This window comes from Streptosporangium amethystogenes, from assembly GCF_000721075.1.
Classification (GTDB): Bacteria; Actinomycetota; Actinomycetes; order Streptosporangiales; family Streptosporangiaceae; genus Streptosporangium; species Streptosporangium amethystogenes.
The window spans coordinates 73,047-94,937 of sequence record NZ_JOEQ01000020.1 but is presented as its reverse complement, the minus strand read 5'-3'; the positions used below and the strand labels follow the sequence as shown (position 1 = coordinate 94,937).

Genomic DNA, 21,891 nt, shown 5'->3' with positions numbered 1-21,891 from the left:
CGAACGCCGGGCCGAGGGCGGCGGCTCCCTGGTCGCCGCCGCCCTCGGCCGCTACCGCCGAGTCACGAAACGAGGGGATCGCCGCCGTCGCCCAGGCCGGGTATCACCTTGACGCCCCGGTCAGTTCCCGGGACTCCTGTCGTATATCGGCGCGGCCCAGGCGGCCAGGCCACCAAGCCCGCGGGCCCAGGTCCCGTACCAGTGCCGGGACCAGCAGAGACCGCACCACCAGGGTGTCGAGCAGGACGCCGAAGGCGACGATGAAGGCGATCTGTACCAGGAAGGCGAGGGGGATCACCACCAGCGCGGCGAAGGTGGCGGCGAGCACGACGCCCGCCGAGGTGATCACCCCGCCGGTGGTGACCAGCCCGTGCAGCACCCCCTTTCGTGCCCCGTGGAGCGCGGTCTCCTCGCGCACCCTGGACATGAGGAAGATGTTGTAGTCCACCCCCAGCGCGACCAGGAAGACGAAGCCGTACAGCGGCACGGACGCGTCACTGCCGGTGAATCCGAACAGGTGCGTGAAGACCAGCGTGGAGACGCCGAGGGTGGCCAGGAAGTTCAGTGCCACGGTGATGACCAGGAGCACGGGCGCTATCAGCGAGCGCAGCAGGACGATCAGGATGAGCAGGATGATCGCCAGGACGACCGGGACGATGAGCAGGGTGTCGCTCTTCGCGGTCTCCGTCGTGTCGTATCGCTGGGCACTGTACCCGCCGATCATGACGCCGTTCTCGGAGGCGAGCGTGGCGCGCAGGCGCTTGACCGTGTCCTGGGCGGCGTCGCTGTCCGGCGCGTCGCTCAACGTCGCCTGCACCAGCGTGAGTCCGTCGACGACCTTGGGGGTGTCGCCCGGACGCCCGCTCTGCGTCACCGCCGCGGCGTCGGACACGCCCTTGACGCCGTCGACCGTCTTCTCCACGGCCGCGGCCCGCTCGGCGGGGACGACGATGACGGCGGGCTGCCCCGAGCCTCCGGGGAAGTGATCGCCCAGCGCCGCCTGTGCCGCCACCGACGGCGCGTCGTTCACGAAGGTCTCGTCCAGCGGCACGCCTCTGGCGTTCAGCTGCGGCGCGAAGAGGGCGAGGGTGACGAGGGGCAGGATGGTGGCGATCCAGAGCCGGCGCGGATGGCGGTCGACCAGGGCGGCCACCCGGCCCCAGATCCCCCGGGTCTCGGCGTTGGCCGGACGCGGCTTCGCCGGCCACAGGGCGGCGCGACCCAGCAGGATGAGAGCGGCGGGCAGGAAGGTGAGCGCGCTGAGGGCGGCGCACACGATGCCGATGGCGCCCACCGGGCCGAGCGCGCGGTTGTTGGTCAGGTTGCTGAGCAGCAGTGCGAGCAGGGCCAGGGCCACCGTGGCGGCACTGGCGACGATCGGCTCGAACGAGCGCCGCAGCGCGACGCGGCCTGCGGCGAAGCGGTCGCCGGTCGCGGCCAGTTCCTCCTGGAAGCGGGCGGTCAGCAGCAACGCGTAGTCGGTGGCCGCGCCGATGACCAGGATGAACAGGATGCCCTGCACCTGGCCGTCGACCCGGACGATGTCGCGGTCGGCCAGGAAGTACACCACCGCGCATGCCAGGCCCAGCGCGAAGACCGATCCCGTGACGATGATGAGAGGCAGCAGCACGCTTCGGTACACCACCAGCAGGATGATCAATACGGTGATCAGCGCCACCCCGAGAAGCAGGCCGTCGATCCCGGCGAAAGCGCCGGACAGGTCGGCTCGGGTGGCCAGTGGTCCGGCGAGCTGAGCCCGCAGACCGTTGACCGCCACCGCCGAGCCGGTCCGGTCCAGGATCTCCCCGAGCGGGCCTTCGAGGTCGGGACTGAACTGGATCACGCCCTGCAGAGCCCGGCCGTCCTCCGATCCGATGGCGGGTGTGGGTGTCCCGACGACGCCCTCCGTGCCGCGCAGCGAGGCGAGCGCCCGAGTCGCCGCCGCGCTCTGCTCGGGAGTGATGTTCTTCCCGTCCGCGGTCCACACCACGATGAGTGGCTGCGTCTCCCCCTCGCGGAACCTGTCCTGCACCTCCAGCACGCGTGTCGACTCCGCGCTCTGCGGTAGGAACGAGGCCTGGTCGTTGGTGGACACCTCGGTGAGTTTGCCGGCGAACGGCCCCAGCCCCCCGCCGACGGCCAGCCAGACCAGCACCAGCAGTGCCGGAACAAGCCAGCGGATCGGTTGCCGTGCCATGAAGATCACCTTTCCGTGATGCTATGTAGCTCAACTATTAAGATACTCAATCGTTGAATTAATGTAGCATGACGGTATGAACGGCGATCGCGAGGTAGGTATCGACCTGCAGTCCTTCGCGGTACGAATGCGCCGGATGACCGCCGAGTTCAACCGCATCGCCCATGAGTTCGCCCACGAGCAGGGGCTGCACCCCACAGATGTCCAGGCCCTCATGAAGATCTTTGACGCTCCGTCGCCGATCACTCCGGGGCGGCTGCGGGAGGAGTTGAACCTCACGTCGGGTGCCGTCACCGCGTGCCTCGACCGGCTGGAGCGGGCCGGGCACATTCGCCGGGTTCGCGACGTGCACGACCGGCGGGTGGTCCATCTGCACTACCTCGACGCGGCGAAGGAATTCGCCGCTGCCTTCTTCGGTCCGCTCGGCCGTAGTACGGGCAACGCCCTGCGGCGTTTCAGCCCGGAGGAGTTGCGCACCGTGGCAGCCTTTCTCGACGCCATGAACGGGGAACTCGGCGTGTTGCGAGCCGAGTCGGGTTCTTCCTGACCTTGTCTTCGAGTGCGCGGGCCGAACGGTTGCGTTCTTCTCGTTCGCCGCATACGGCGGCAGGGGGGCACGTCCAGGGAGGTGGTTCAGCGAGGGCCGTCAGGCTCATTCGCCGGTATGTTCGGCGAGCGCCACGCCGATGAGCCGGGTCCGATCGGGGAGGAAGCCACCCACGTCAAGCTGAGATGACAGCGACGTCCGCGCCTGCCCTTGAGTGCCCGAGCAGGGCGGAGGGCCGGCGGTTCGACTCCGCGACCACAGGGGTCACTAGTACGGCAGCCGCCGCCCGCCCGGTGTCCGCAGGTCGAGGTCGATCCTGGTGATGGGTCTTCTGGGCTTGGCGACGAGGATTCGCCTCATCACGTGAACTCCTTTTCAACTACCCGTACCGGCCGGACTGCCGGCTTCCGCGGGGAAGCGGATGGGCGGGCAACTCGAACCAGACGGCCTTTCCGGGCCTTCCCCTGCGCGTGCGGTCGGTGCCCCAGGAACGGGACAGCAGGTCGACGAGGAGCAACCCGCGGCCGTTCTCGCCGGTGTCGGATTCCTCGCGTACCTGGAGCGGAGCCGGATTCTCGTCCTCGACCTCGCAGCGCAGCGTGCCCTCCCGGAAGGAAAGGGTGATGATCGGTGCTCCCCGTCCGTGGAGCAGGGCATTGGTGAACAGTTCGCTGACGAGCAGTTCGGCGGTGTCGCTCTCCCCGTCGTATCCCCAGTCGGTGAGCTGGGCGCGGACAAGATGCCGCGCCATGGGTGCTGACGAGCTGTGGGGCGACAGCGTCCACGAGGCCCGCCGGACGCGCGCCGCGCGGACGGCTCGGGCCGCCGGCTCGCCGAGTCCATGGAGGAGCCGCCGTAGCCGGTGCCATCCCCCCGGACGGCCACGCCCCGGCCGGCCCGGGGAAACGAGCCGGCCGGGCGCCGTGGAACCCCGGTGGCACGCGAGTTCAGGCCGCCTGCGCATAGGACCCCCTCTGGGCGGGGATGCTGCGCCCATCGGGCGGCAGCTCGCCGGTGTCGTCGAACCGCACCACGCCGTTGCAGAGCAGTCCCCATCCCTGTTCCGGGTGGAACGACACGAGGCGGGCCGCATCGTGATCAAGGGCGTTTGCGGGCGGGCACGGAGGCTTGTGCTGACACATGACCGTTACCTCGATCCTTGACGACCGCAGGAGAGTCTTCGGGAGCCACCGGCTCCGGCGTTCTGGTCCGGTGAGCTGCTTTCGCCTTCTACGATGCCGCGCCCGCCGCCCGTTGTCTGCGCTGGCAGCACCCATTCGGGCCCCATGCCAACGACAGTCCCGGCATACCTGCTAACTGCAATGCGCCGTCCGCGGCCTGCCACCATCCTGGACTCGTAACTCTGCGTTGCGTCCCGTCGATGACAGTGATCACTTCAAGAAGGTGGCACGTCACGTGCTCGAACCTGAGGTGCCGTCATCGGCGGGGCGGACGACGAATCCACTCGCGATCGACCCGTGCTGTCCGGTCCGTGCTGGACCGAAAATCCGTCGCCGGAGCACTCGGCCATGGATATGGTCGCCGGATGCCTGATGCGATCTTCGCCCACACTTGCCTCGCGCCCATCTACGACGCTTTTGACGGAGGCCGCGACGATCTGACGGCCTACCTCGGCATCGCCGATGAACTGGGCGCGGAGCATGTGCTCGATGTCGGTTGCGGAACAGGATGCCTGGCAGTCCTGCTCGCTGACAGCGGCCGTACAGTGGTGGGCGTCGATCCGGCCAAGGCCTCACTTGAGATCGCGAAGTCGAAGGATCGGACCGGAAGGATCACCTGGATTCACGGCGATGCCGCGACGGCACCGACGCTCGATGCCGATCTTGCGGTGATGACAGGGAACGTGGCCCAGGTCTTTCTCACCGATGAAGACTGGACCCGGACTCTCCAAGGCATCCACGCCGCGCTTCGCCCGAGTGGTTACCTTGTATTCGAGACCAGGCGTCCCGAATATCGGGCCTGGGAAGAATGGGCTGCTGACGCTGCTCAGGTCACCCTGGACATTCCAGGGACCGGATCAGTGGAGCGACGTCTTGAGGTCACCGATGTGAGTCTGCCGTTGGTCTCCTTCCGCTTCACCTACACGTTTCTGGCGGACGGCGCAGTCGTCACCTCGGATTCGACGCTCCGGTTTCGCGACCGCGACGAGGTGGAAACGAGCCTGGTCGCCGGCGGCTACCGAGTGCTGGACGTGCGAGAAGCCCCTGATCGCCCAGGGCGCGAGTTCGTGTTCATCGCAGAGCGTACGGCCTGAAGCGGCCTGAGCGAGCGCCGCGCCGAACGGAGGTGGCGCTGCCTTCGCACAAAGGATGGCCGGGCTGGGGCAGTTCACCTCCCGGTGGATCACGCGCACCGCGCCTGCCGACCACGGCCCACAGGATCGGGGTCGACAGGCAGATCACGATCGCGGCCGGTGCGTTCAGTAGGGGAGGAAGATCTGGCGTTCCGTGGCGCTGTCGTCAAAGGACTCCAGCCGGGCCTGTCCTTCGGTGGCCAGGGTGTCCAGCATGGTGTGGAGCAGCGCGGTGCACAGCACCGTGGGACCGGCGTGGGAGTCGAAGGCGAAATCAGAGCTCACCGGTGCGAGCAGGACCTCGTCCGCGAGCTCGGTGAGTCGGCCCACCGGCTGGTCGGTGATGAGGGCGATCTTCAGCCCGACCCGGCGCGCCCAGGTGAGCCCCTGTTCCAGCTCGCGCGGGTAGCGCGGCAACCCGATGGCGAGCACCCATTCGGCTCCGGATTCCGCCGCCCGGCTCAGCCGGTCCTCCGCGATCGAGCCCGCGATGTCCAGTACCCGTACGTCTGGGAGCACCTTTTCGGCGAGATGGCCGAACAGGTGCGCCAGCGGTGCGGAGATCCGCAGTCCCATCACGAGGAGAGGACGCGACCGGGCCAGTTGCCCCGCCACCTCCCGGATTTGGCTCAGATCCCGGAGGTTGTCCCGCAGTCGCTCAAGGTCGCGGATCTCGGAGTTGACCAGTTTCTGGATCTCGTTGAGGTCCTCCGCGGGCGGCGCCGGCTGTGCGCCGCCGAACACCGATGAGCGGAGCGCGTCCCGGAACTCGGGGAACCCCCTGAATCCGAGTGCGGCGGCGAAGCGAGTGACCGACGGCTGGCTGACGCCCACGCGCTCGGCGATGTCGGCACTGGTGAAGAAGACGGCCTCCTGCGCGTGCTCAAGCAGGTAGCGCGCGATCCGGCGCTGTGAGGGGGAGAGCCGGTGGTCGTCGAAGAGCCTGCGCAGGTTCGCGGTGATCCGCGACGCGTCCGGCACGGCGAGCGGCTGGCCGGTCTCCCTGGCGTGCCCCATTCCTGAACTTCCCTTCCCCGTGAAGTGACGGACCCAGCGATGATTCTCACCGCCCGGCGGGCAAGGTGATCGGGTTTTGGCCGCATGACTTCAAGAGTGTGGGGCGAAAGCGGTGCCGGGCGGCCCCCCACAGGGGACCGCCCGGCTTATCGGGACGCGCTCAGTGCTTCGGGCCGTTGCCGTTGAAGCGGGTCTTGCACTCCTGCAGCCGCACATCGACCTGCTCGCCCCTGTCGACGGTGACCTTCACCGTCTCAAGGACCTCACCGTTCGGACGGGCGCAGGTGAGCGTCCAGCTCTCCTGGAGGAAGTTGCCCGGGCCGGTGGCGACGACACCGCTCTCGGTGTAGGCCGGGACCGGCCGCACCGACGGGTTGACGTGCCAGGTGAACTTGCCGTTGGTCGGGGCGACCAGGCTGGACTCCAGGTGGGTGGGAACCGCCTGGGGCGGGTCGAGGACGGTGCTGGACTGCCGGATCGGCGCGGTCCACAGGTCGAAGTCCTTCGTGATCGTCAGCACCGCGCCCTTCGGTGCCTTGCCGGTGATCACGGAGTGTCCCGCCGGGTTCGCCGCGTACTCCAGGGCCACCATGAACGCCTCACGGTTCGACTTGCCCTCGTAGCGACCGGTGCCGAGGTAGTCCTCGATCACCTCGGGGTAGGTGTTGTTGGTCGACTGGGTCTTCATGATCTCGTACGTGAACCCGAGGCCGCGGGTGGCGTAGTACGACCAGTCCGGGGTCTCGCCGGTCGTCTCGTAGTCGAAGCCCGACTTCATGCCCGTGTAGCCGTTCTTGGCCGCCATCGCGTCGGTCAGGGCGGCGTAGACGGCCTCGTCCGGGGTGTCGCCCGCGCGCTTCTCCAGCGGCGGGCGGAGGAGGGTGTGACCGGAGGTGTGGTTCGTGATCAGGACCGTGACCTGGTTGGCCGTGGTCAGGTCCATGATGTTCCGCACCTCGGGCTCGGAGGCCGGAGCCGGGCCGCGGTTCGTCACGTTGGAACCCGCGTTGCTGCCCCAGCCCAAGGGGTAGTTGCGGTTGATGTCGACTCCGCCGCTGCTGGCGCACGTCGGCGAGATGCCGCAGCTGGTGCGCCGGTTGATGACGAACCCGTCCACGTTGACGACCGGGACGAAGATGACCCGCGCCTGGTCGAGCAGGCGCTTGATCTTCGGGTCCTTCCCGGAGTTGTTCACCAGGTCGTAGGCGAATTCCAGGGTGTGCTCACCCGAGGGCCATTCGTTTCCGTGGTGCATTCCCATCATGAACAGCACGGGCTTGCCGTCGGAGGCGTTGACGTCGCGGGTCACCTCGATACCGTGAACCTCGCGGCCCTGGCGGGTCTTGTGCGGCAGCGTGATGTGCTTGACGAGATCGGGGTGCTGATTGCTCAGCGCGAGCATCTCGTCGTTGTAGTCGGTGATCGTCCGGTAGGTGGTCCGGCCGCTGGGCAGCGTCGTTGACTGCGCTGCCAGCAGTTGGGCGGTTGCTGCGATGTCGGTGGACTCGGCGAAGGTGGTGGTGGCCGCCGGAATGCTGAGGCTTCCCAGAAGTCCGACGCTCAACGCAAGCGTCAAAACGCGTTTCTTGGCGCTCCAGGCCGTGGGGGACTGCGAGTCTCTTGAAGACATGCTGAAATGAACCTTTCTAGCCACGGACGAATTGGCATCAGAAACGCGTGCTTCTTCCCGCTCTGTTCTTTCGGGAGCGCTCTTGGATAACCGGCCATCGACCGTTGATTGCAAACTTTCAGTTAGTCTTCGTCATGAATGTATGGTTGTCAACCAGTTGTGCCGATGGTATTTCCGCACATGTGCGGAATGTCGGGGGTGAGGGATGTCTCCGGAGCGGGCGGGGCGCCGCCGGGCGGGTGAGCCTCGGACCGGATCGGGTGGGGGTGTCGTGTGGATGCTCAGGTGTCGTGCTGGGGCGCCGGGTGCCAAGTCAATCGGGACATGGACCATATGGTGGTTAAGGGTCTGTTACAAAATGGGGCCGACTGGTTCCCGGGGACGTCGTGGGCAGCGGTTCGACCGGTACGACGGTCAGGGAGAACACCTGGTCATGACGTCGTACGGGCGAGCACTTCCAGGGGGCTGGCCAGTATTTCGGAGAAGGCGAGTTCGGCCGCGCCGATCAGGGTGACGTCGTTCCCGAGAGCCGAGGTGCGGAGCTGTACCTTCTCCCGGGAGATCACCAGTCCATTGGCCGCCACCCGGCGATGGACCTGGGCCGCCGATCCCCGGTAGATGTCACGCAGCATCCCGCCGAAGATCACCAATCCGGGGTTGAAGAGGTTGATCAGGTTCGCCACCCCGATGCCGAGCCAGTCGCCGATCCGGTCCAGCGCGTTCTGGGCCGCGAGGTCGCCGCGGTCGGCGGCGTCCACCACGGCCCTTATGCCGTCGTGGCCGACCAGCTCGGAGGCCCGGCCGGCGGCGTCGAACAGGGCCTGCTCGCCGACCTCCGCCTCAAGGCAGCCTCGCGATCCGCATCCGCAGGGCCGTCCGTTGTACGGGTTCACTATCATGTGCCCGAGCTCACAGCCGTACCCGCCGTCGCCGTCCAGCAGCTTGCCGCCGACGATGATCCCGCCCCCCACGCCGACATCCCCGTGCAGGTAGACCAGGTTCGCGAAGCCGATGCCCACCCCGCGTTCGTGTTCGGCCAGCGCGCCCAGGTGGGCCTCGTTGCCCACCGAGACCGGCAGTCCGAGCCCCAGCCTGAGGCCGAGCTCGGCACCGAAGGCCTGGTCCACCCAGCCCATGTTGGGCCCGAAACGCACCATCCCGTCACCGGGCCGGATCATGCCGCAGTAGGCCGCGCCGACGCCGACGCAGACCGAGTCCGGAGCCGCCTCGCGGTGTATCGGGCGGGCCAACCCGGCGAGCACCTCGACCACGTCGTCGAGGTCGGCCCCGGCGCGCGCCCGGACCGCCTCCCTGCGGTCCAGGATCTTTCCGCCCAGCCCGACCCTGGCGGCGACCAGCCGGTCCACGGCGACGTCGAACGCCAGGACGTACACCCGGTCGGACTCCGGCCGGACCACCAGCGACGGCCGGCCCGCCCTGCCGGTCTCCTTGGGGAGTTCCTCGCGGACCAGGCCCGCCGAGGTGAGCTCCGCGGTCAGCGCCATGATCGTGCTGCGGTTCAGCCCCATCCGATCGGCCAGCACCGTGCGGGAGACCGGTCCGCCGAGGTGAACATGCCGGAGCAGGGTGCCCAGATTGTGCTGGCGGATCTCCTCCTGGGACGGACCGGCTTTCAGCATCGTGGGGATCCTGACGACTCGGGGCTGTCGCCGTTGTGCCTGACGACAATGATGATTCTAGATTCTTAGCGCACTCCGCGGAATCGTCAGGCCGTCCAGGGATGAGGTGGCAGGGCACCGTACCGGCGAACCGGCGACAAAAGGCCGCGGACCTGCCCCGTCGGCTGGACGGGGCAGGTCCACGACACCCAGGTCAGGACATCGTCCACTTCTGGTTCGCGCCGCCGGCGCAGTCCCACAGCTGGAGGCGGGTGCCGTCGGCGCTGGTGTTACCGGTGACGTCCACGCACCTGTTCGTCGCGGGGTTCACCAGGTCCCTGGTCGTCGAGTTGTAGGTCCACTGCTGGTTGGGACCGCCGAAACAGGTCCACAACTGGAGCCGGCTGCCGTTGGCCGTGCCGTTGTCGACGACGTCCAGGCACTTGCCGAGCGCGCGGAGCGTGCCGTCGCCGGGGCGGGTCCACTGCTGGGCGGCGGTGCCGTTGCAGGTGTAGAGCTGGACGGCGGCGCCGTCGGCGCTGCTGCCGCCCGCGACGTCCACGCACTTGCCGCCCAGGCCGGTGATGGTGCCGCCGGTGCCCGCCGAGGCGCCGGCCCAGGTGAAGGTGGCGGTGGTACGGGCGGGCAGGGAGTAGACGAAGGACTGGTTGCCCCAGTTGACCCGGACGGACTGGGCGGAGGTGCCGCCGTTGTGCGCGATCAGGGCCTTGGAACCGTCGGGGTTGCGCCAGGCGACGTTCTGGATCGTGCCGTTGGCGGTGGAGTCGATCCGGTAGGCCCCGGGCCTGACGAACTTGGTGAGGTGGCCGGTCGTGTAGTACTCGATGGTGTAGTCGACCTGGCCGGCGCGGGAGCCGCCCTCCTGGACGGTGATCAGGCCGGTGCAGGTGCCGCAGCCGCCGTTGTGCGGGCCCATGTTCTGGTTGAGCGCGAGGCTCCACTTGACCAGGCTGCCGCTCCAGTTGCGGGCGTAGCCGACGATGTCGGAGAGATCCTCGTTGTGCTGGTTGCCGATCCAGGTGCCGCCCGAGTGCTCGGTGCTGAACTGGCGTACGGCCGGGTACTGGTTGTGCACCTGGGTGCCGACCGCGGGGTCACCGAAGTAGCCGTGCCAGGCGATGCCGCCGAAGAGCGGGTCGTTCCGCACGCCCGCGTCGTTCAGCACGCCTGAACCGAAGCTGGCGTAGTCACCGTAGTTCCAGTCGTGGACCAGGACCTTGGTGGTGATGCCGGCGGCGCGGAAGGCCGGGTAGACGTGGTTCTTGGTGAACTCGGCCAGCCCCGAGGGGTTCCAGCTCATGCCGGGGTAGTTCATCGCGGTCGGGTTGCCCGCCTGGCAGCAGTTGGGCTCGTTCTGCACCGAGATGTAGTTCACCGGGATTCCGGCGGCCTGGTAGCTCTGCAGGTACTTGACCAGGTACTGGGCGTACATGGAGGTAGTACTCCCACTTGAGCCAGCCCATCTGGTCCATCCGGCCGTTGTCCTTCATCCAGCCGGGGGCGCTCCACGGCACGCCCTTGACGCGCAGCTCCGGGTTGAGCGATCTGGCCTGCTGAGTGAGCAGGCGCACGTTGGTGTCGTACCCGTTCGCGCCGAAGTCGCCCAGGTCGCAGCAGGTGTCGTCGAGGGAGACGTGGCCCGGCCGGGAGAGGTCGGAGGCGCCGATCGGGTTGCGTACGAACGACAGGCCGATGCCGTCCGTGGGGTGGAAGAGCTTGCGCATCACGGCGTCGCGGGTGGTCGCGCTGATCGCTCCACCGCGCAGCAGGTGGGCGGTGGTGTCGGTGATCGAGGCTCCGCCCCCTTCGAACTGCTGGTAGGTGGTGCCCTCGTTGACGGTGATGGTGTGGTTGGCGCTGCCGCCGGCAGGCCCGAAGGCGATGGCGGACTGCTGCTGGAGGCCCCGCGTGACGGTCCGGCCGTCCGAGTCGGAGGTGGTGGTGAGCCAGACGTTCACGGGCTCACCCGCGGCGAGGGCGGGCGAGGCGACGCCGGGCCCCGCCATCCACAGGGCGGCGACGCAGGCGAGGGCCAGGGTGAGGGCCCGGCGGGGAGGTCGAAACACGGCAGGGATCCTTTCGGGGGGTGCGACAGGGTCCGCGAGGCTCTGGGCTGCTCGAATCGGATCGCATTCGGCACCCGGGGAGCCGCCGCTGTAACAAATGTAACAAGTAAGAAACCTGTCTGTTACAGCACAGAACAACACGGCTGGGAATTGGTTGTCAAGGTCGGAATTACCGTGCTTTACGCGGCTGTTCCAGGGGTGGGTCAATTCTGAAACAAATGAAACAATCAGTAAGGAGCGGGTCCGGTGGAGCCGCGGACGACCAGGTCGGTGCCCAGGGAGACGTGCAGCGCCTCCAGCCTGTGCCGGCTGAGCAGCCGCATCAGCAGCGTGACCGCCATCCGGCCCATCTCCTGCAGGGGCTGGCGCACCGTGGTCAGCATCGGCAGGGTCGCCCTGCCGATGTCGATGTCGTCGAAACCCGCGACCGAGAGGTCGCCGGGGACGCTCAGGCCGCGCTCGGCCGCCGCCCACAGCGCGCCGACCGCCATCTTGTCGTTGAACGCGATCAGGGCCGTCGGCCGCTCGGGCAGGTCGAGCAGTTCACCGGCCGCGCGGTAGCCGTTCTCCGTGTTGGGCTCCGGCACGTTGCGCAGCAACTCGGCCGAGGGCAGGACGCCGACGTCGGCCAGCGACGCGGTGTAGCCGGCCAGCCTGGCCTCGCTGGGCAGCCACTCCACCGGACCGCCGATGATGCCGACCCGGCGGTGGCCGAGCTCGACCACGTGCGCCATCAGCTTGCGCGCGCCGGCGAAGTGTGCCGCCGACACCGCCACGATGTCCTTGGGAGGCGGTGTCCTGGGGTCGATCACCACGAAGGGGAAGCGCCGGTCACGGAGCCGGACGAGCTCGTCGCCCGGCTCCGGGGGAAGGATCAGGATCGCGCCCGCGATGTCCGGGCGGTCGGGCAGGCCGGAGAGCACCGGGGTGTGCTGGGCGGACTCTCCGGTGCTCAGGATCATCTGCCCGCCGTGCAGTTCGACGGTCTCCCCGACGGAGGAGACGATGAGCCCGAAATAGTCGGTCAGCAGGTAGGGGCAGCGCACGTAGATCGTGCCGCCGGCCATCGCCTCCTGCCTGGCGCGCGGCTGGGGCGCCTGGTCTCCGAGGCGGCCGACGGCCTGTAGCACCAGATCCCGGGTGCGCGGGGCGACATTGGCCTGCCCGTTCAGGACCCGCGAGACGGTGGCGATCGACAGGCCCGTCTCCGCCGCGACGTCGCGCACGGTCGCCCGCGTCCCGGGTCTGGCCATTCACGCCCCCTGGTCGCCGCGTCCCTGTCGTCAGAATAACCATCGGCGGCCGGCGACTGATCCTCAGTGATGCCGGACGGCTGTGGGCCGGCCGGGAGCAGTCCTTCTCCCGGGGCGCCTGCCACGCCATCGCCACCCGGCCCACTCCGCCTCACCATGTTGATATCTCTTGGGGTGAGTATCGCTGGGCGCGTCTATATGATTTTGCGTCACGGCTGTTATCGCTTAAGTGGCATGTCCGCTAAATGGCACGAAAGAGCATTTGACCAGGTCAAAGCATCTTTTTTAGCACGTTTTGTTGGATGGATAACGTGCGGCGATTTTTTTCGCCTTGACGGAGACTTCGGAGACCGTTAAGCATGGAAGCGACCGTTCAGGTGTGGGAGTCATTAATCCGGCTGACAATGACCTTGTGGGTGTGACTTCTCGCCCACGACGCAAGCAGGGCGATGAGTGCCGACTTCAGCGACAGAAACCAGAGATCCGAGGGCCACGTCAACGAGCTGGGCGGGACCGTGCTGGGGCCGGTTGTTCAGGCTCGCGACGTCCATGGTGGGATTCATCTGCATCAGGCGTCCATCCCCCTGCCGAAGCCGACCCAGTTGCCGGCAGGCAGCATCCTGGTCAATCGCAGTGAGGCACTCGCCCTGCTGGACGTCATAGGGTCCGGCCGCGGCGGGACAGGTGTGCCGAACGTGGCGGTGGTCAGTGGTCCGGCGGGGATCGGCAAGACCGCGGTGGCGTTGCACTGGTCGCACCGAGAGCGCGGAGGGTTCCCCGACGGCCAGCTCTTCGCCGATCTGCGGGGGCATGCCGCAGACGCCCCCGTGCAGCCGGTCGAGGTCCTGGGACGGTTCATCCGCGCGTTCGGAATCGCGCCCGAGCGCATACCCGGCGGCCTGGCGGAGCGCTCGGCGCTCTACCAGTCCCTAGTGAGCGAGCGTCGCCTGGTCGTCGTGCTGGACGACGCCCTCTCGGCGGCTCAGGTGAGCCCGCTCCTGCCGGCCTCGGCGAACAGCGTCGCGATCGTCACGAGCCGGTGGCGTCTGGCGGGGCTCCTGGTGCGGGGCGCGAGAGGAGTGCAGCTTGACCAGCTCAGTGCGGACGCCGCACTGACGTTGCTGCAACGGATCGTGGGCGACGATCGGGTGCAAAGAGAGCCGGATGCCGCCGGTGAGCTGGTGGAGTTGTGCGCGCGGCTGCCCCTCGCCCTGTGTGTGGCCGCCGCGCGGCTGGCCACCAGACCGCACTGGTCCCTGTCCGAGATGGTGGAGGCCCTCACCCATGAGCGACAGCGTCTCTCCGCGCTGTCGGTGGAGGACGACATGACGATCCAGGCAGCTCTCACGCTCTCCTACCACGGGCTCTCACCGCCGGAGGCGGCACGACTCTACAGGCTGCTCGGGCTTTTCCCCGGCACCACTTTCGACAGTTGGGCGGCCGCCGCCACGGTGCTGCTTCCGCGTGCCCAGGTCCGGCGGCTGCTGGAAGTCCTGACGGACGCCAACCTGCTCGACGACGTACCGGGGGGAAGCTATCGCTTCCATGACCTAACCCGGCTGCATGCCCGTGGGCTGGCCGAGCAGCAAGAACCCGAGGCTACCCGCGACCAGACCGTACGGAGAGCGCTGGACTGGTTCCTGTACACCGCTTCGACCGCGAGCCAGGTCGCGATGCCCTACCGTCGCGTTCTCTGCCAGGCGGTGGTCTACGAACCTGCCGAGCCTCTTGTCTTCGCCGACTCGGTGCAGGCACTCGACTGGTTTGAGTACGAGTTCGGCAACCTCAGAGCGGCCGGCCGCGCCGCCTTCGAGCGAGGTCTGTTTGCCACGACGTGGCAGCTGGTCGACGCGCTCTGGCCACTGTTCCTCTATCGCGGTCATCACGCCGAACGGCTGGAAGTCGACATGCTGGGGCTGGCCGCGGCACGGGCCTGCTCGGACTCCCGGGCCGAGGCCAAGATGCTGAACCGGACCGGTCTGGCACTGCGCACGCTCGGCCGACTGGACGAGGCCGCCGATGATTTCCGCGGGGCACTGGAAATCTGGCGCCGCGCAGGAAATCGGCAACGGATGGCGGGAAGCCGACGCCGGTTGGGGCTGGTGGAGATGGATCGGGGTCATGTCGATGAGGCCATCGTGCTCTTCGAGGAAGCGCTCGGCGACTACCGTGCGGCGGGCGAACCACGCAAAGCCGCTCTCACATTGTGCGACCTCGGCAACGCGCTGATCGAGGTGGAACACGTGGAGGAGGCCGTCGCGTATCTGGTGGAGGCGCGACGGCTCCTCGCACCGGAGGCCGATCGGTACAACCAGGCACGCGTGCTCATCCTGCTCGGCCGGGCAAGGGCCGGGGGGCCCACGGCGACGATCGGCCTTCTGGCACAGGGGTTGGAGGAGATGCGGCGGATCGGTTCGGACACGGGCGAGGCCCAGGCCCTCCAGGCGTTGGGGGATCTCGCTCTGGAGAGCCATGGGCGGGACGAAGCGCGCCGTCTCTACGAGGAAGCAGAGCGGATCCTCGCGCGAAGGGGGGCTCGGAGCAGGCAGTTGGATGACCGGTTGTCACGTCTGGACAGCACGTGATGGGGAGGCATCCCTCCATCGCGTCTGGGGGGATCTGATGATCAGACGTCCCAGCGCCCGACGAGGGTGCGAGGCGAGTGCGAGGCACTCAAAAGGGACAGTTCCTCGCAGGTCAGTGACGCCGTCACCGGGGTCCAGCAGCCGATTTTCCAGCCCGCGTGCACCACCGCGGCCTTGAGGGCCCGCACCGGATCGCTCGTGTTCTGCCAGACATGGAGGAAGGTGGCGAACAGCGTGTCGCCCGCCCCCGAGGTGTTGACGACCTCCCGGGGGGTCACGGCCTCCACCCTGATGAGCTGCCCGTCCCTCGTGCCGAGAATCGCTCCCTGCCCGCCGAGTCCGATGCCCACCAACCGGCAGCCCGGGTAACGGTCGAACATCTTCGCCACCCAGAGTTCCGGCGGATCCGGAAGGCGCTCGTGGCTGCAGAAAACGATCTGCGCGGCCTCCAGCCATGGACGGTTGTACTCGTCGGCGAGATCGGCTATCAGGTGGACGTCCACGGCGATGGGGATGTCGAGCCGGACCGCGGGCCCTACCAGGTCTCGAACGAACTTCGCGTTCGTCAGGACCAGGAGGTCGGCGCCGTGTGCGCTCGCGTCGAACAGTTCCGGCGGATACCCGACCTGGTTCACGGGCGCCAGGTGTGGGAATCCCATGCGGCGGCCGTCGGGCGTGACAAGCGTCAGGCCCGCCGACGATTCCGCGCCCTCGATGACTCCGGAACTGACCAGGCCCGCACGCTCCAACTCGGCGGCTATGCCGGCACCGATGGGGTCGCGGCCGACGACGGTGCACAGGTGTACGTTGTCGCCGAGCGTCTTCAGGATTCGGGCGATGTGGCCGGCCGCCCCGGACACGCCGCCGGTGAGCCAGCGTGGCGATGACGTGGGGGCGTAGCGCAGGGGGAACTCCGCTATCCCGACCGAGAGGTAGAAACTGACGACACCGGCGACGACGATCTTCCGGGTCATGCGGACATCCCTCCGACGTTTCCCGCCCGGCGCCTGGCCAATCTGATCTGCGCCCTTCCGGCGACTTCGAGTGATCCGAGCCGGCCCGCGGACGAACCGGTGTACCGGCCCACGATCACCGAGGCGGTGGCCAGGCCGTTGAACGGCATCTCGGCGACCCGCCAGGCGTACAGGAACGACCCGTAGACCTCCGGCCACGAGCCGGCGCCACTCGGGAACCCGCCCACCTCGGTGACCGCGGCGAGCCGTCCGTCGCGCAACCCGGCCAGACATCCGCGCCCGTGCCTGACGGCGGCGACCTCACAGCCGGGATACCGGTCGAGGAGGCGTGCCACGCCATGTTCTGGAACGTTCCAGGGCACCTTCTGGCCCACGAGCACGTCGGCGACCTCACACCAGTTCTGGTCCGCGAGGTCGTCGAGGCCGACGACGGTGTGCGTGCCGTCGAAGAGCCGAGGGCCGGGGGGTAGTCCGCGATGGTGGCGTACACGAGACAGGATCATGAGGTGGGGCGCGCGGAGCGGGCCCTCGCGAGGGATCACCAGGATCGCCGGCACGCTCCGCCGCGAGGTGAGGGCTCCGGGCGGGATCCGGCACAACCTGAGTGTGTGCTCCAGCCGGAACAGGTGGACTGAGACGAGCTTGCCGAGCATGTCGGCCTCCGATCTGGCTGGTCTATGTGACGAGGAAGGGCACCGAGGCCGGTGCGGTCACCGGGATGGTCGCGGGCTGCCGCAGATCCAACAGCCGGTAGATGAGGTGGCGCATGTTGCGATCGAAACGACCCGGCGCAGAGGTGATGCCTTCGGTGACAGTTCGGTAGTGGTCGGGCCGCACCTCGGCGGCGATCCTGGCCAACTGGCCGCGGAGTGAACCGAGCCTGGAGATCCGAGGGGCGATGGCGGCGAGCTTGGCGAGCGCGGATGCCGGATCGATGCCGGAGCGGGGGAAGCCGGCCAGCACGACCGGAACTCCGGTGGCCGTCCCGTACAGGGTCGCCGACCCGTGGTCCCCGATGATCCAGTCGGCCGCGGCGAGGACCGCACGCCAGTCCGCTTCCGGTGGCACCAGGCTCAACCCGTGCCGCAGGCAGTCGGCGAGCCAAGTTCTCACCTGCCAGACACCGTGCCCGAACCATACGTTGGGATGCAGGAGCACCACGATGCGGTACTCCCGCCGGGGTAATTCGGCGATCAGACGGGGGAGCAGGTTGGGCCACCGGCCGAAGAGCGACTGCGGGCCCCAGGTCGAGCTGACGACGACGAGTCTCTGGTCCGGCTCGACCGCCAGCGCCCGGCGATACGAGTCGCGGTGCGGCAGGCCGGAGACCAGCCTGTCGTACGACGAGTCGCCGATGACGGAGGCCACGGGCAGTGCCTCCGGACAGGTCCGGCCCAGCCTCCCAAGTTCGGACTCGTGAGAGAGGACGATCCCCGCGGGGAGTACGGCGCCGTCATGCAGCAGTCGCTGGGGGTCGAGTCCGTACGCCACGCGGTCGCCCACGGCACGGGCCCCCTCCCGCACGGTGACGAACTTGTTGAAGCCGGCACCGTGCGGCATGACGATCAAGGGCGCGTGGATCTCGTGGATCGAGCCCAGGCTGGCGGTGAGGGCAAGATCGAATCTCTGCTGTGTCGCTTGTGGCCAGGGCAGCGACACCGCGCCCAGACCGCTGATGAACTGTGCCACTCCATTGCTGAAGACATCCGGAGCCATGGTGAACACGACCTGGATTCTCAGGTCGGACTCCACGAGACGGACCGTGTCCAGCAGACGCTGTCCCGAGGTCACGGTGTGGACGATCACCAGAACCGCTTTGCAGTCCCTGCGTGTCACCCATCGGCGGGCGTCAAGTCCGATCGGAACCCTGCTCCATTCGTGGCCAGACATTCGCGGGCTATCCCTCCTTCCGGTGTGCGGGCGAGATGTGCCGCCCTCTCCTGAGAGTCACTGCCGGAACTTGCGGAAACCCTTGCGGCGATCCTGTTGCCAGCCAAGGCTTATTAAGGATAAATAGGTCGTAGAGCTGGTCCGGTCACTTACATCTCGATTGACTCACCTGGGTTTAAATGTCATACGGGAAGGTGGCTCCCTGAGAAAGGGGCTCGAATGGAATTCCGTATTCTCGGTCCAGTCGAGTTTTGGTCCCGAGGAAAGCGCTGTGACCTGGGGTGGGCCAGAGAGCGCCACGTTTTGGCCATCCTTCTCATGGCGCCGGGCAAGCCGGTATCCACAGAGTCGCTCATCCGCAAGGTATGGGATGAGAATCCACCGCCGAAAGCCCGGAGCAGCCTGTACATTCACATCGCCCGGCTGAGGGCACGCCTCCAGGACACCGGAGAGGACGTGGGCCTACGATACGGTTCCGGGGCGTATTTTCTCGAAATAGACCCCCGGAACATCGACTACCACCGCTTTCGTGCGCTCCGTTCGCAAGCCCGTTCGGTAACCGAAAAGGGTGATATCGGCCGTGCTTCGGAACTCTACCGTGAAGCGGGCCGGTTATGGCGAGGGGAGCCGTTGGCCGGTCTATCCGGTTTCTGGGCCGTACAGACCCGCCAGAATCTCGAAGGCGAATTACTGGGCGGCATCGTCGAACGGATGGAACTCGAACTCCTGCAGGGCGGGCATGCCGATCTCGTGGCGGAACTACACGATCTGATTGGCCGGTTTCCCTTTGAGGAGAGGCTGGTCGAGTTGCTCATGCAGGTGCTCTATCGCAGCGGCCGGCAGACGGAGGCCCTTCTCGCCTACCGTCAGGCCCGCGGGCGGCTCGTCGGTGAACTCGGCACCGAACCCGGCCCCGGTCTGCGGGCGTTGCACCAACGCATCCTCCAGGGGGACCCGGCACTGCTGCCCGAATCCCAGCCCGGTGTCCGGAAAGACACCCCCGTGAACAACCTTCCTCGTGACAGCCGCACCTTCACTGGCCGAACCGTTGAGCTCGACTGGTTGATCGGGGAGCGGGCGCGGAAAGACACGGTCACCGTGTTCGCGATCGACGGCATGGCGGGTGTCGGGAAGACCGCCCTGGCCGTGCACCTGGCCCACCGGATCACCGACGACTATCCCGACGGGCAGCTCTACCTGGACCTGCATGGCCACGACGCCCAGAACGAGCCGGTGGATCCGGCGACCGCGCTGGACCGGCTTCTCCGTGTTCTCGGTGTCCCCGCTCCTCGTATTCCGAGCGGCCTGGACGAGCGCGCGACGGTGTGGCGGACCGAACTGGCTCGTCGCAGGGTGCTCATCGTTCTTGACAACGCCACGGGGCACAACCAGATCAGCCACCTCCTCCCAGGGGCGCCCGGCTGCCTCGTCGTGGTCACCAGCAGGCGGCGGCTGGCCGGACTGGACGATGTCCAGTCGCTCTCCCTGGACGTGCTGTCTCCCGAGGATGGGGCCACGCTCTTCGCCCGAGTGGTGGGCCCGCAACGCGTGCTTCAGGCGGACGACGTCGCCTCGGTCGTACGGCTCTGCGGATATCTCCCCCTCGCGATCCAGTTGGCCGGCAACCGGCTCCGGCATCGGCCCGCTTGGAGCGTGACCGACCTCGTGGAACTGCTCGGCAGAGCCGACCGGCGACTGGCCGAGATCCGCGCGGAGAACCGCGAGATCACCGCGGCGTTCGAACTCTCCTTCAACTGTCTCGATGAATGGCAGCAGCGGGCGTTTCGTTGGCTCGGGCTGCATCCTGGAACGGAAATCACCTCCGAGTGCGCGTCGGTGCTGTTGGAAGTCGACCAGGCCGACGCGGAGAAGTTCCTCGAAGACCTTCACGATCACCATCTGATCGCCGAACCTCTACGGGGCCGGTACCGATTCCACGACCTCATTCGCGACTACGCCCGCCTGCTGTCCAGCGGGGAGTCGGACGGCAGGCGGGCAGAGGTGCTCCGGCGGGTTCTCGACTACTACCTCTTCATGGCGGACACGGTGGATCGGCTGCTCTATCCGCACCTGGCACGTGGCCCCGTCGAGGTGTCGAGCCCGTCACACCTTCGATCGGTCATCGGCACCGAGGATCAGGCCCGTGCCTGGATGGACGCCGAACTGGACAATCTCCTTCTCATCACGCGCCACGCCGCCGGCCATGGATGGGTGAGGTACGCGGCGCTCCTCTCCCACGTGCTCAGCCGCCACCTCCACGCATCGGGACACTGGGCGGAGGCGGCCGATCTCCACGCATGCGCTGTGGCGATGTGGCGGGAGATGGGGGACCGGGCGTGGACGGCTCGCGCGCTGGCCGACCTCAGCGTGGTGCGATGGCGGACCGGTCAGAACGACGAAGCGCTCCGGTTGGCGGGTGAGGCGCTCGTGATCCAGCGTGTCCTCAACAACGAACGGGCCGTCGGCGACCTGCTCGACCACTGCGGCCTGGTGCACTGGCACCGCTCCGAGTTCGATGTCGCACTGGACTATTTCGAGCGGGCTTTGCACCTGCGCAGGGCGATCGGCGACCGCTACGGTCAGGCGGCGAGTCTCGACCACATCGCGATGATCAAATGGCATCGGTCCTGTTACGTCGAGGCGGCCGGACTTTTCCGGGAGGCGTTCGTGCTGTACCAGCAGAACGGCGATCGGCGCGGGCAGCAGGTCACGCTGAACAACCTCGGCGATGTCGAGATCCGGTTCGGTAACCATGCCACGGCATTGGAGCATTACCAGGAAGCCGCCTCCCTGTACCCCCACATGGGAACCCAGAACGAGGCCATATGGCTCGGCAACATCGCAAACGCCTACCAGTGCCTGGGACGATACACCGAAGCGCTCGAATGCTACGGAAAATCCCTGGGCGGATATCGCGACATCGGTGACCGGCGAGGCGAGGCGGACGTGCTGAACAACCTCGGCGGTTGTTATGCGCGCATGGGCAGGGATGAAGAGGCGCTCACCCATCGGGAGAAGGCGCTGAGGATATCGATGGAGATATCGGAGCGATATGAGGAGAGCCGGGCGCTTCGTGGGATCGGCAGCATCCACCGCCGTGCGAGCCGCTACGACGCCGCTCTCGCCTGCCATGAGAAGGCCCTTGCTCTGACGCGTGTCATCGGTGACGTCTACCAGGAGGCCCGCACGCTGGACGAGATGGGTGTCACGCTTGCTTACCTTGGCGAGGGGGCGCGGGCTGAGGAACACTGGCGGCGGGCGCTCGATCTGTACGAGCCTCTGGGAGTCCCCGAAGCCGAGGCCGTCCGAGCCCGGCTCGCCGAGCTAGGAAACGCCTGCTCGCCCTGAAGTATGATCATTTTCCACTCTAAATCGGTTTTTCTGAAACGGTCATAGGGGCATGTAGGCCATTTTGTGGAACTTGCGGTCACTATCTATCTTACTTGGACATATGCACTAAAAGACCTTATCGCGGTTTACGTCTCTTTGATTTTTGGTAAGCTCTAAGTGCCATAACGGCTCCGGAGAAACTCGGATCGGAAATCAGAAAGCGCTATTGACCGCTAGGGATATATGGTGAATCGACAGTTTGTCACCTTGATGTCCATTTCAGGGATGTTCATGGTTTATGTCGTATATGTTGCCGAATTTCTGGTTAATGTGGGTATTTCGGCCTGAGGGATGAAAAGGTGGGTGCGGAAAGGAGGCGGACTTTTGATCCGCCTCCTTTCTCTGTTCGAACCGCTCATCGCGACACCGGAATCACCGAGGCACGATC

The 21,891-nt window shown here is 67.2% G+C and carries 15 protein-coding genes and 1 pseudogene; 4 read left to right on the top strand and 12 right to left on the bottom strand.

What is annotated here, in order from left to right:
• Positions 1 to 103: 103 nt before the first annotated feature.
• Positions 104 to 2,197 (bottom strand): MMPL family transporter, encoded by a 2,094-nt coding sequence (locus tag IG98_RS0126345; protein WP_037971346.1) that lies wholly within the window; start codon positions 2,195 to 2,197, stop codon positions 104 to 106.
• A gap of 76 nt (positions 2,198 to 2,273) precedes the next feature.
• Here IG98_RS0126345 and IG98_RS0126340 point away from each other — a divergent pair, with 76 nt between their 5' ends.
• Complete coding sequence (locus IG98_RS0126340) at positions 2,274 to 2,744, top strand: MarR family winged helix-turn-helix transcriptional regulator (RefSeq protein ID WP_030917589.1); 471 nt, start codon at positions 2,274 to 2,276, stop codon at positions 2,742 to 2,744.
• A gap of 379 nt (positions 2,745 to 3,123) precedes the next feature.
• Here the strand turns inward: IG98_RS0126340 and IG98_RS0126330 are convergent, their stop codons facing one another.
• Both IG98_RS0126330 and IG98_RS0126325 read right to left on the bottom strand, forming a co-directional pair.
• Complete coding sequence (locus IG98_RS0126330) at positions 3,124 to 3,495, bottom strand: ATP-binding protein (RefSeq protein WP_051752932.1); 372 nt, start codon at positions 3,493 to 3,495, stop codon at positions 3,124 to 3,126.
• Between the two features lie 196 nt (positions 3,496 to 3,691).
• Positions 3,692 to 3,886 (bottom strand): DUF5999 family protein, encoded by a 195-nt coding sequence (locus IG98_RS0126325; protein WP_030917583.1) that lies wholly within the window; start codon positions 3,884 to 3,886, stop codon positions 3,692 to 3,694.
• Positions 3,887 to 4,290: 404 nt separating this feature from the next.
• Between IG98_RS0126325 and IG98_RS0126320 the strand changes: the two genes are divergently transcribed.
• Positions 4,291 to 5,019 (top strand): class I SAM-dependent methyltransferase, encoded by a 729-nt coding sequence (locus tag IG98_RS0126320; protein WP_030917579.1) that lies wholly within the window; start codon positions 4,291 to 4,293, stop codon positions 5,017 to 5,019.
• A 165-nt stretch (positions 5,020 to 5,184) separates the two neighbouring features.
• Here IG98_RS0126320 and IG98_RS0126315 read toward each other — a convergent pair whose 3' ends face one another.
• The 6 genes and pseudogenes from IG98_RS0126315 to IG98_RS0126295 all read right to left on the bottom strand — a co-directional run bounded on the left by IG98_RS0126315 (position 5,185) and on the right by IG98_RS0126295 (position 12,664).
• Positions 5,185 to 6,075 (bottom strand): MurR/RpiR family transcriptional regulator, encoded by an 891-nt coding sequence (locus IG98_RS0126315; RefSeq protein ID WP_030917576.1) that lies wholly within the window; start codon positions 6,073 to 6,075, stop codon positions 5,185 to 5,187.
• A 160-nt stretch (positions 6,076 to 6,235) separates the two neighbouring features.
• Entirely contained in the window at positions 6,236 to 7,639 is a 1,404-nt protein-coding gene (locus tag IG98_RS0126310; RefSeq protein ID WP_051752929.1) for a M14 family zinc carboxypeptidase, read from the bottom strand.
• Positions 7,640 to 8,136: 497 nt separating this feature from the next.
• Positions 8,137 to 9,345 carry an ROK family transcriptional regulator gene (locus IG98_RS0126305; RefSeq protein ID WP_030917569.1) on the bottom strand — a complete coding sequence of 403 codons (1,209 nt, stop codon included), beginning with the start codon at positions 9,343 to 9,345 and terminating at the stop codon, positions 8,137 to 8,139.
• A gap of 193 nt (positions 9,346 to 9,538) precedes the next feature.
• Complete coding sequence (locus IG98_RS54365; protein WP_211264105.1) at positions 9,539 to 10,777, bottom strand: ricin-type beta-trefoil lectin domain protein; 1,239 nt, start codon at positions 10,775 to 10,777, stop codon at positions 9,539 to 9,541.
• Positions 10,778 to 10,805: 28 nt separating this feature from the next.
• Positions 10,806 to 11,351 (bottom strand): annotated as a pseudogene (locus IG98_RS54360) (hypothetical protein); the annotation flags it as partial.
• A 287-nt stretch (positions 11,352 to 11,638) separates the two neighbouring features.
• Complete coding sequence (locus IG98_RS0126295; protein ID WP_030917566.1) at positions 11,639 to 12,664, bottom strand: LacI family DNA-binding transcriptional regulator; 1,026 nt, start codon at positions 12,662 to 12,664, stop codon at positions 11,639 to 11,641.
• A 449-nt stretch (positions 12,665 to 13,113) separates the two neighbouring features.
• On the opposite strand from IG98_RS0126295, the gene IG98_RS0126290 reads away from it, so the two are divergent.
• Entirely contained in the window at positions 13,114 to 15,249 is a 2,136-nt protein-coding gene (locus IG98_RS0126290; RefSeq protein ID WP_051752928.1) for a tetratricopeptide repeat protein, read from the top strand.
• Positions 15,250 to 15,290: 41 nt separating this feature from the next.
• On the opposite strand, the gene IG98_RS0126285 is transcribed toward IG98_RS0126290, so the two are convergent.
• The 3 genes from IG98_RS0126285 to IG98_RS0126275 are packed head-to-tail and all read right to left on the bottom strand — an operon-like array spanning position 15,291 to position 18,029.
• On the bottom strand, positions 15,291 to 16,223 hold the full coding sequence (locus IG98_RS0126285; RefSeq protein ID WP_030917560.1) for a carbohydrate kinase family protein: 933 nt from the start codon (positions 16,221 to 16,223) through the stop codon (positions 15,291 to 15,293).
• Entirely contained in the window at positions 16,220 to 16,876 is a 657-nt protein-coding gene (locus IG98_RS52005) for a hypothetical protein (RefSeq protein ID WP_030917558.1), read from the bottom strand. Before IG98_RS52005 ends, IG98_RS0126285 begins: the two co-directional genes overlap by 4 nt.
• 22 nt (positions 16,877 to 16,898) lie before the next feature.
• Positions 16,899 to 18,029 (bottom strand): hypothetical protein, encoded by a 1,131-nt coding sequence (locus IG98_RS0126275; protein ID WP_245651717.1) that lies wholly within the window; start codon positions 18,027 to 18,029, stop codon positions 16,899 to 16,901.
• A gap of 303 nt (positions 18,030 to 18,332) precedes the next feature.
• On the opposite strand from IG98_RS0126275, the gene IG98_RS0126270 reads away from it, so the two are divergent.
• On the top strand, positions 18,333 to 21,461 hold the full coding sequence (locus IG98_RS0126270; RefSeq protein ID WP_084195659.1) for a tetratricopeptide repeat protein: 3,129 nt from the start codon (positions 18,333 to 18,335) through the stop codon (positions 21,459 to 21,461).
• Positions 21,462 to 21,891: the final 430 nt, after the last annotated feature.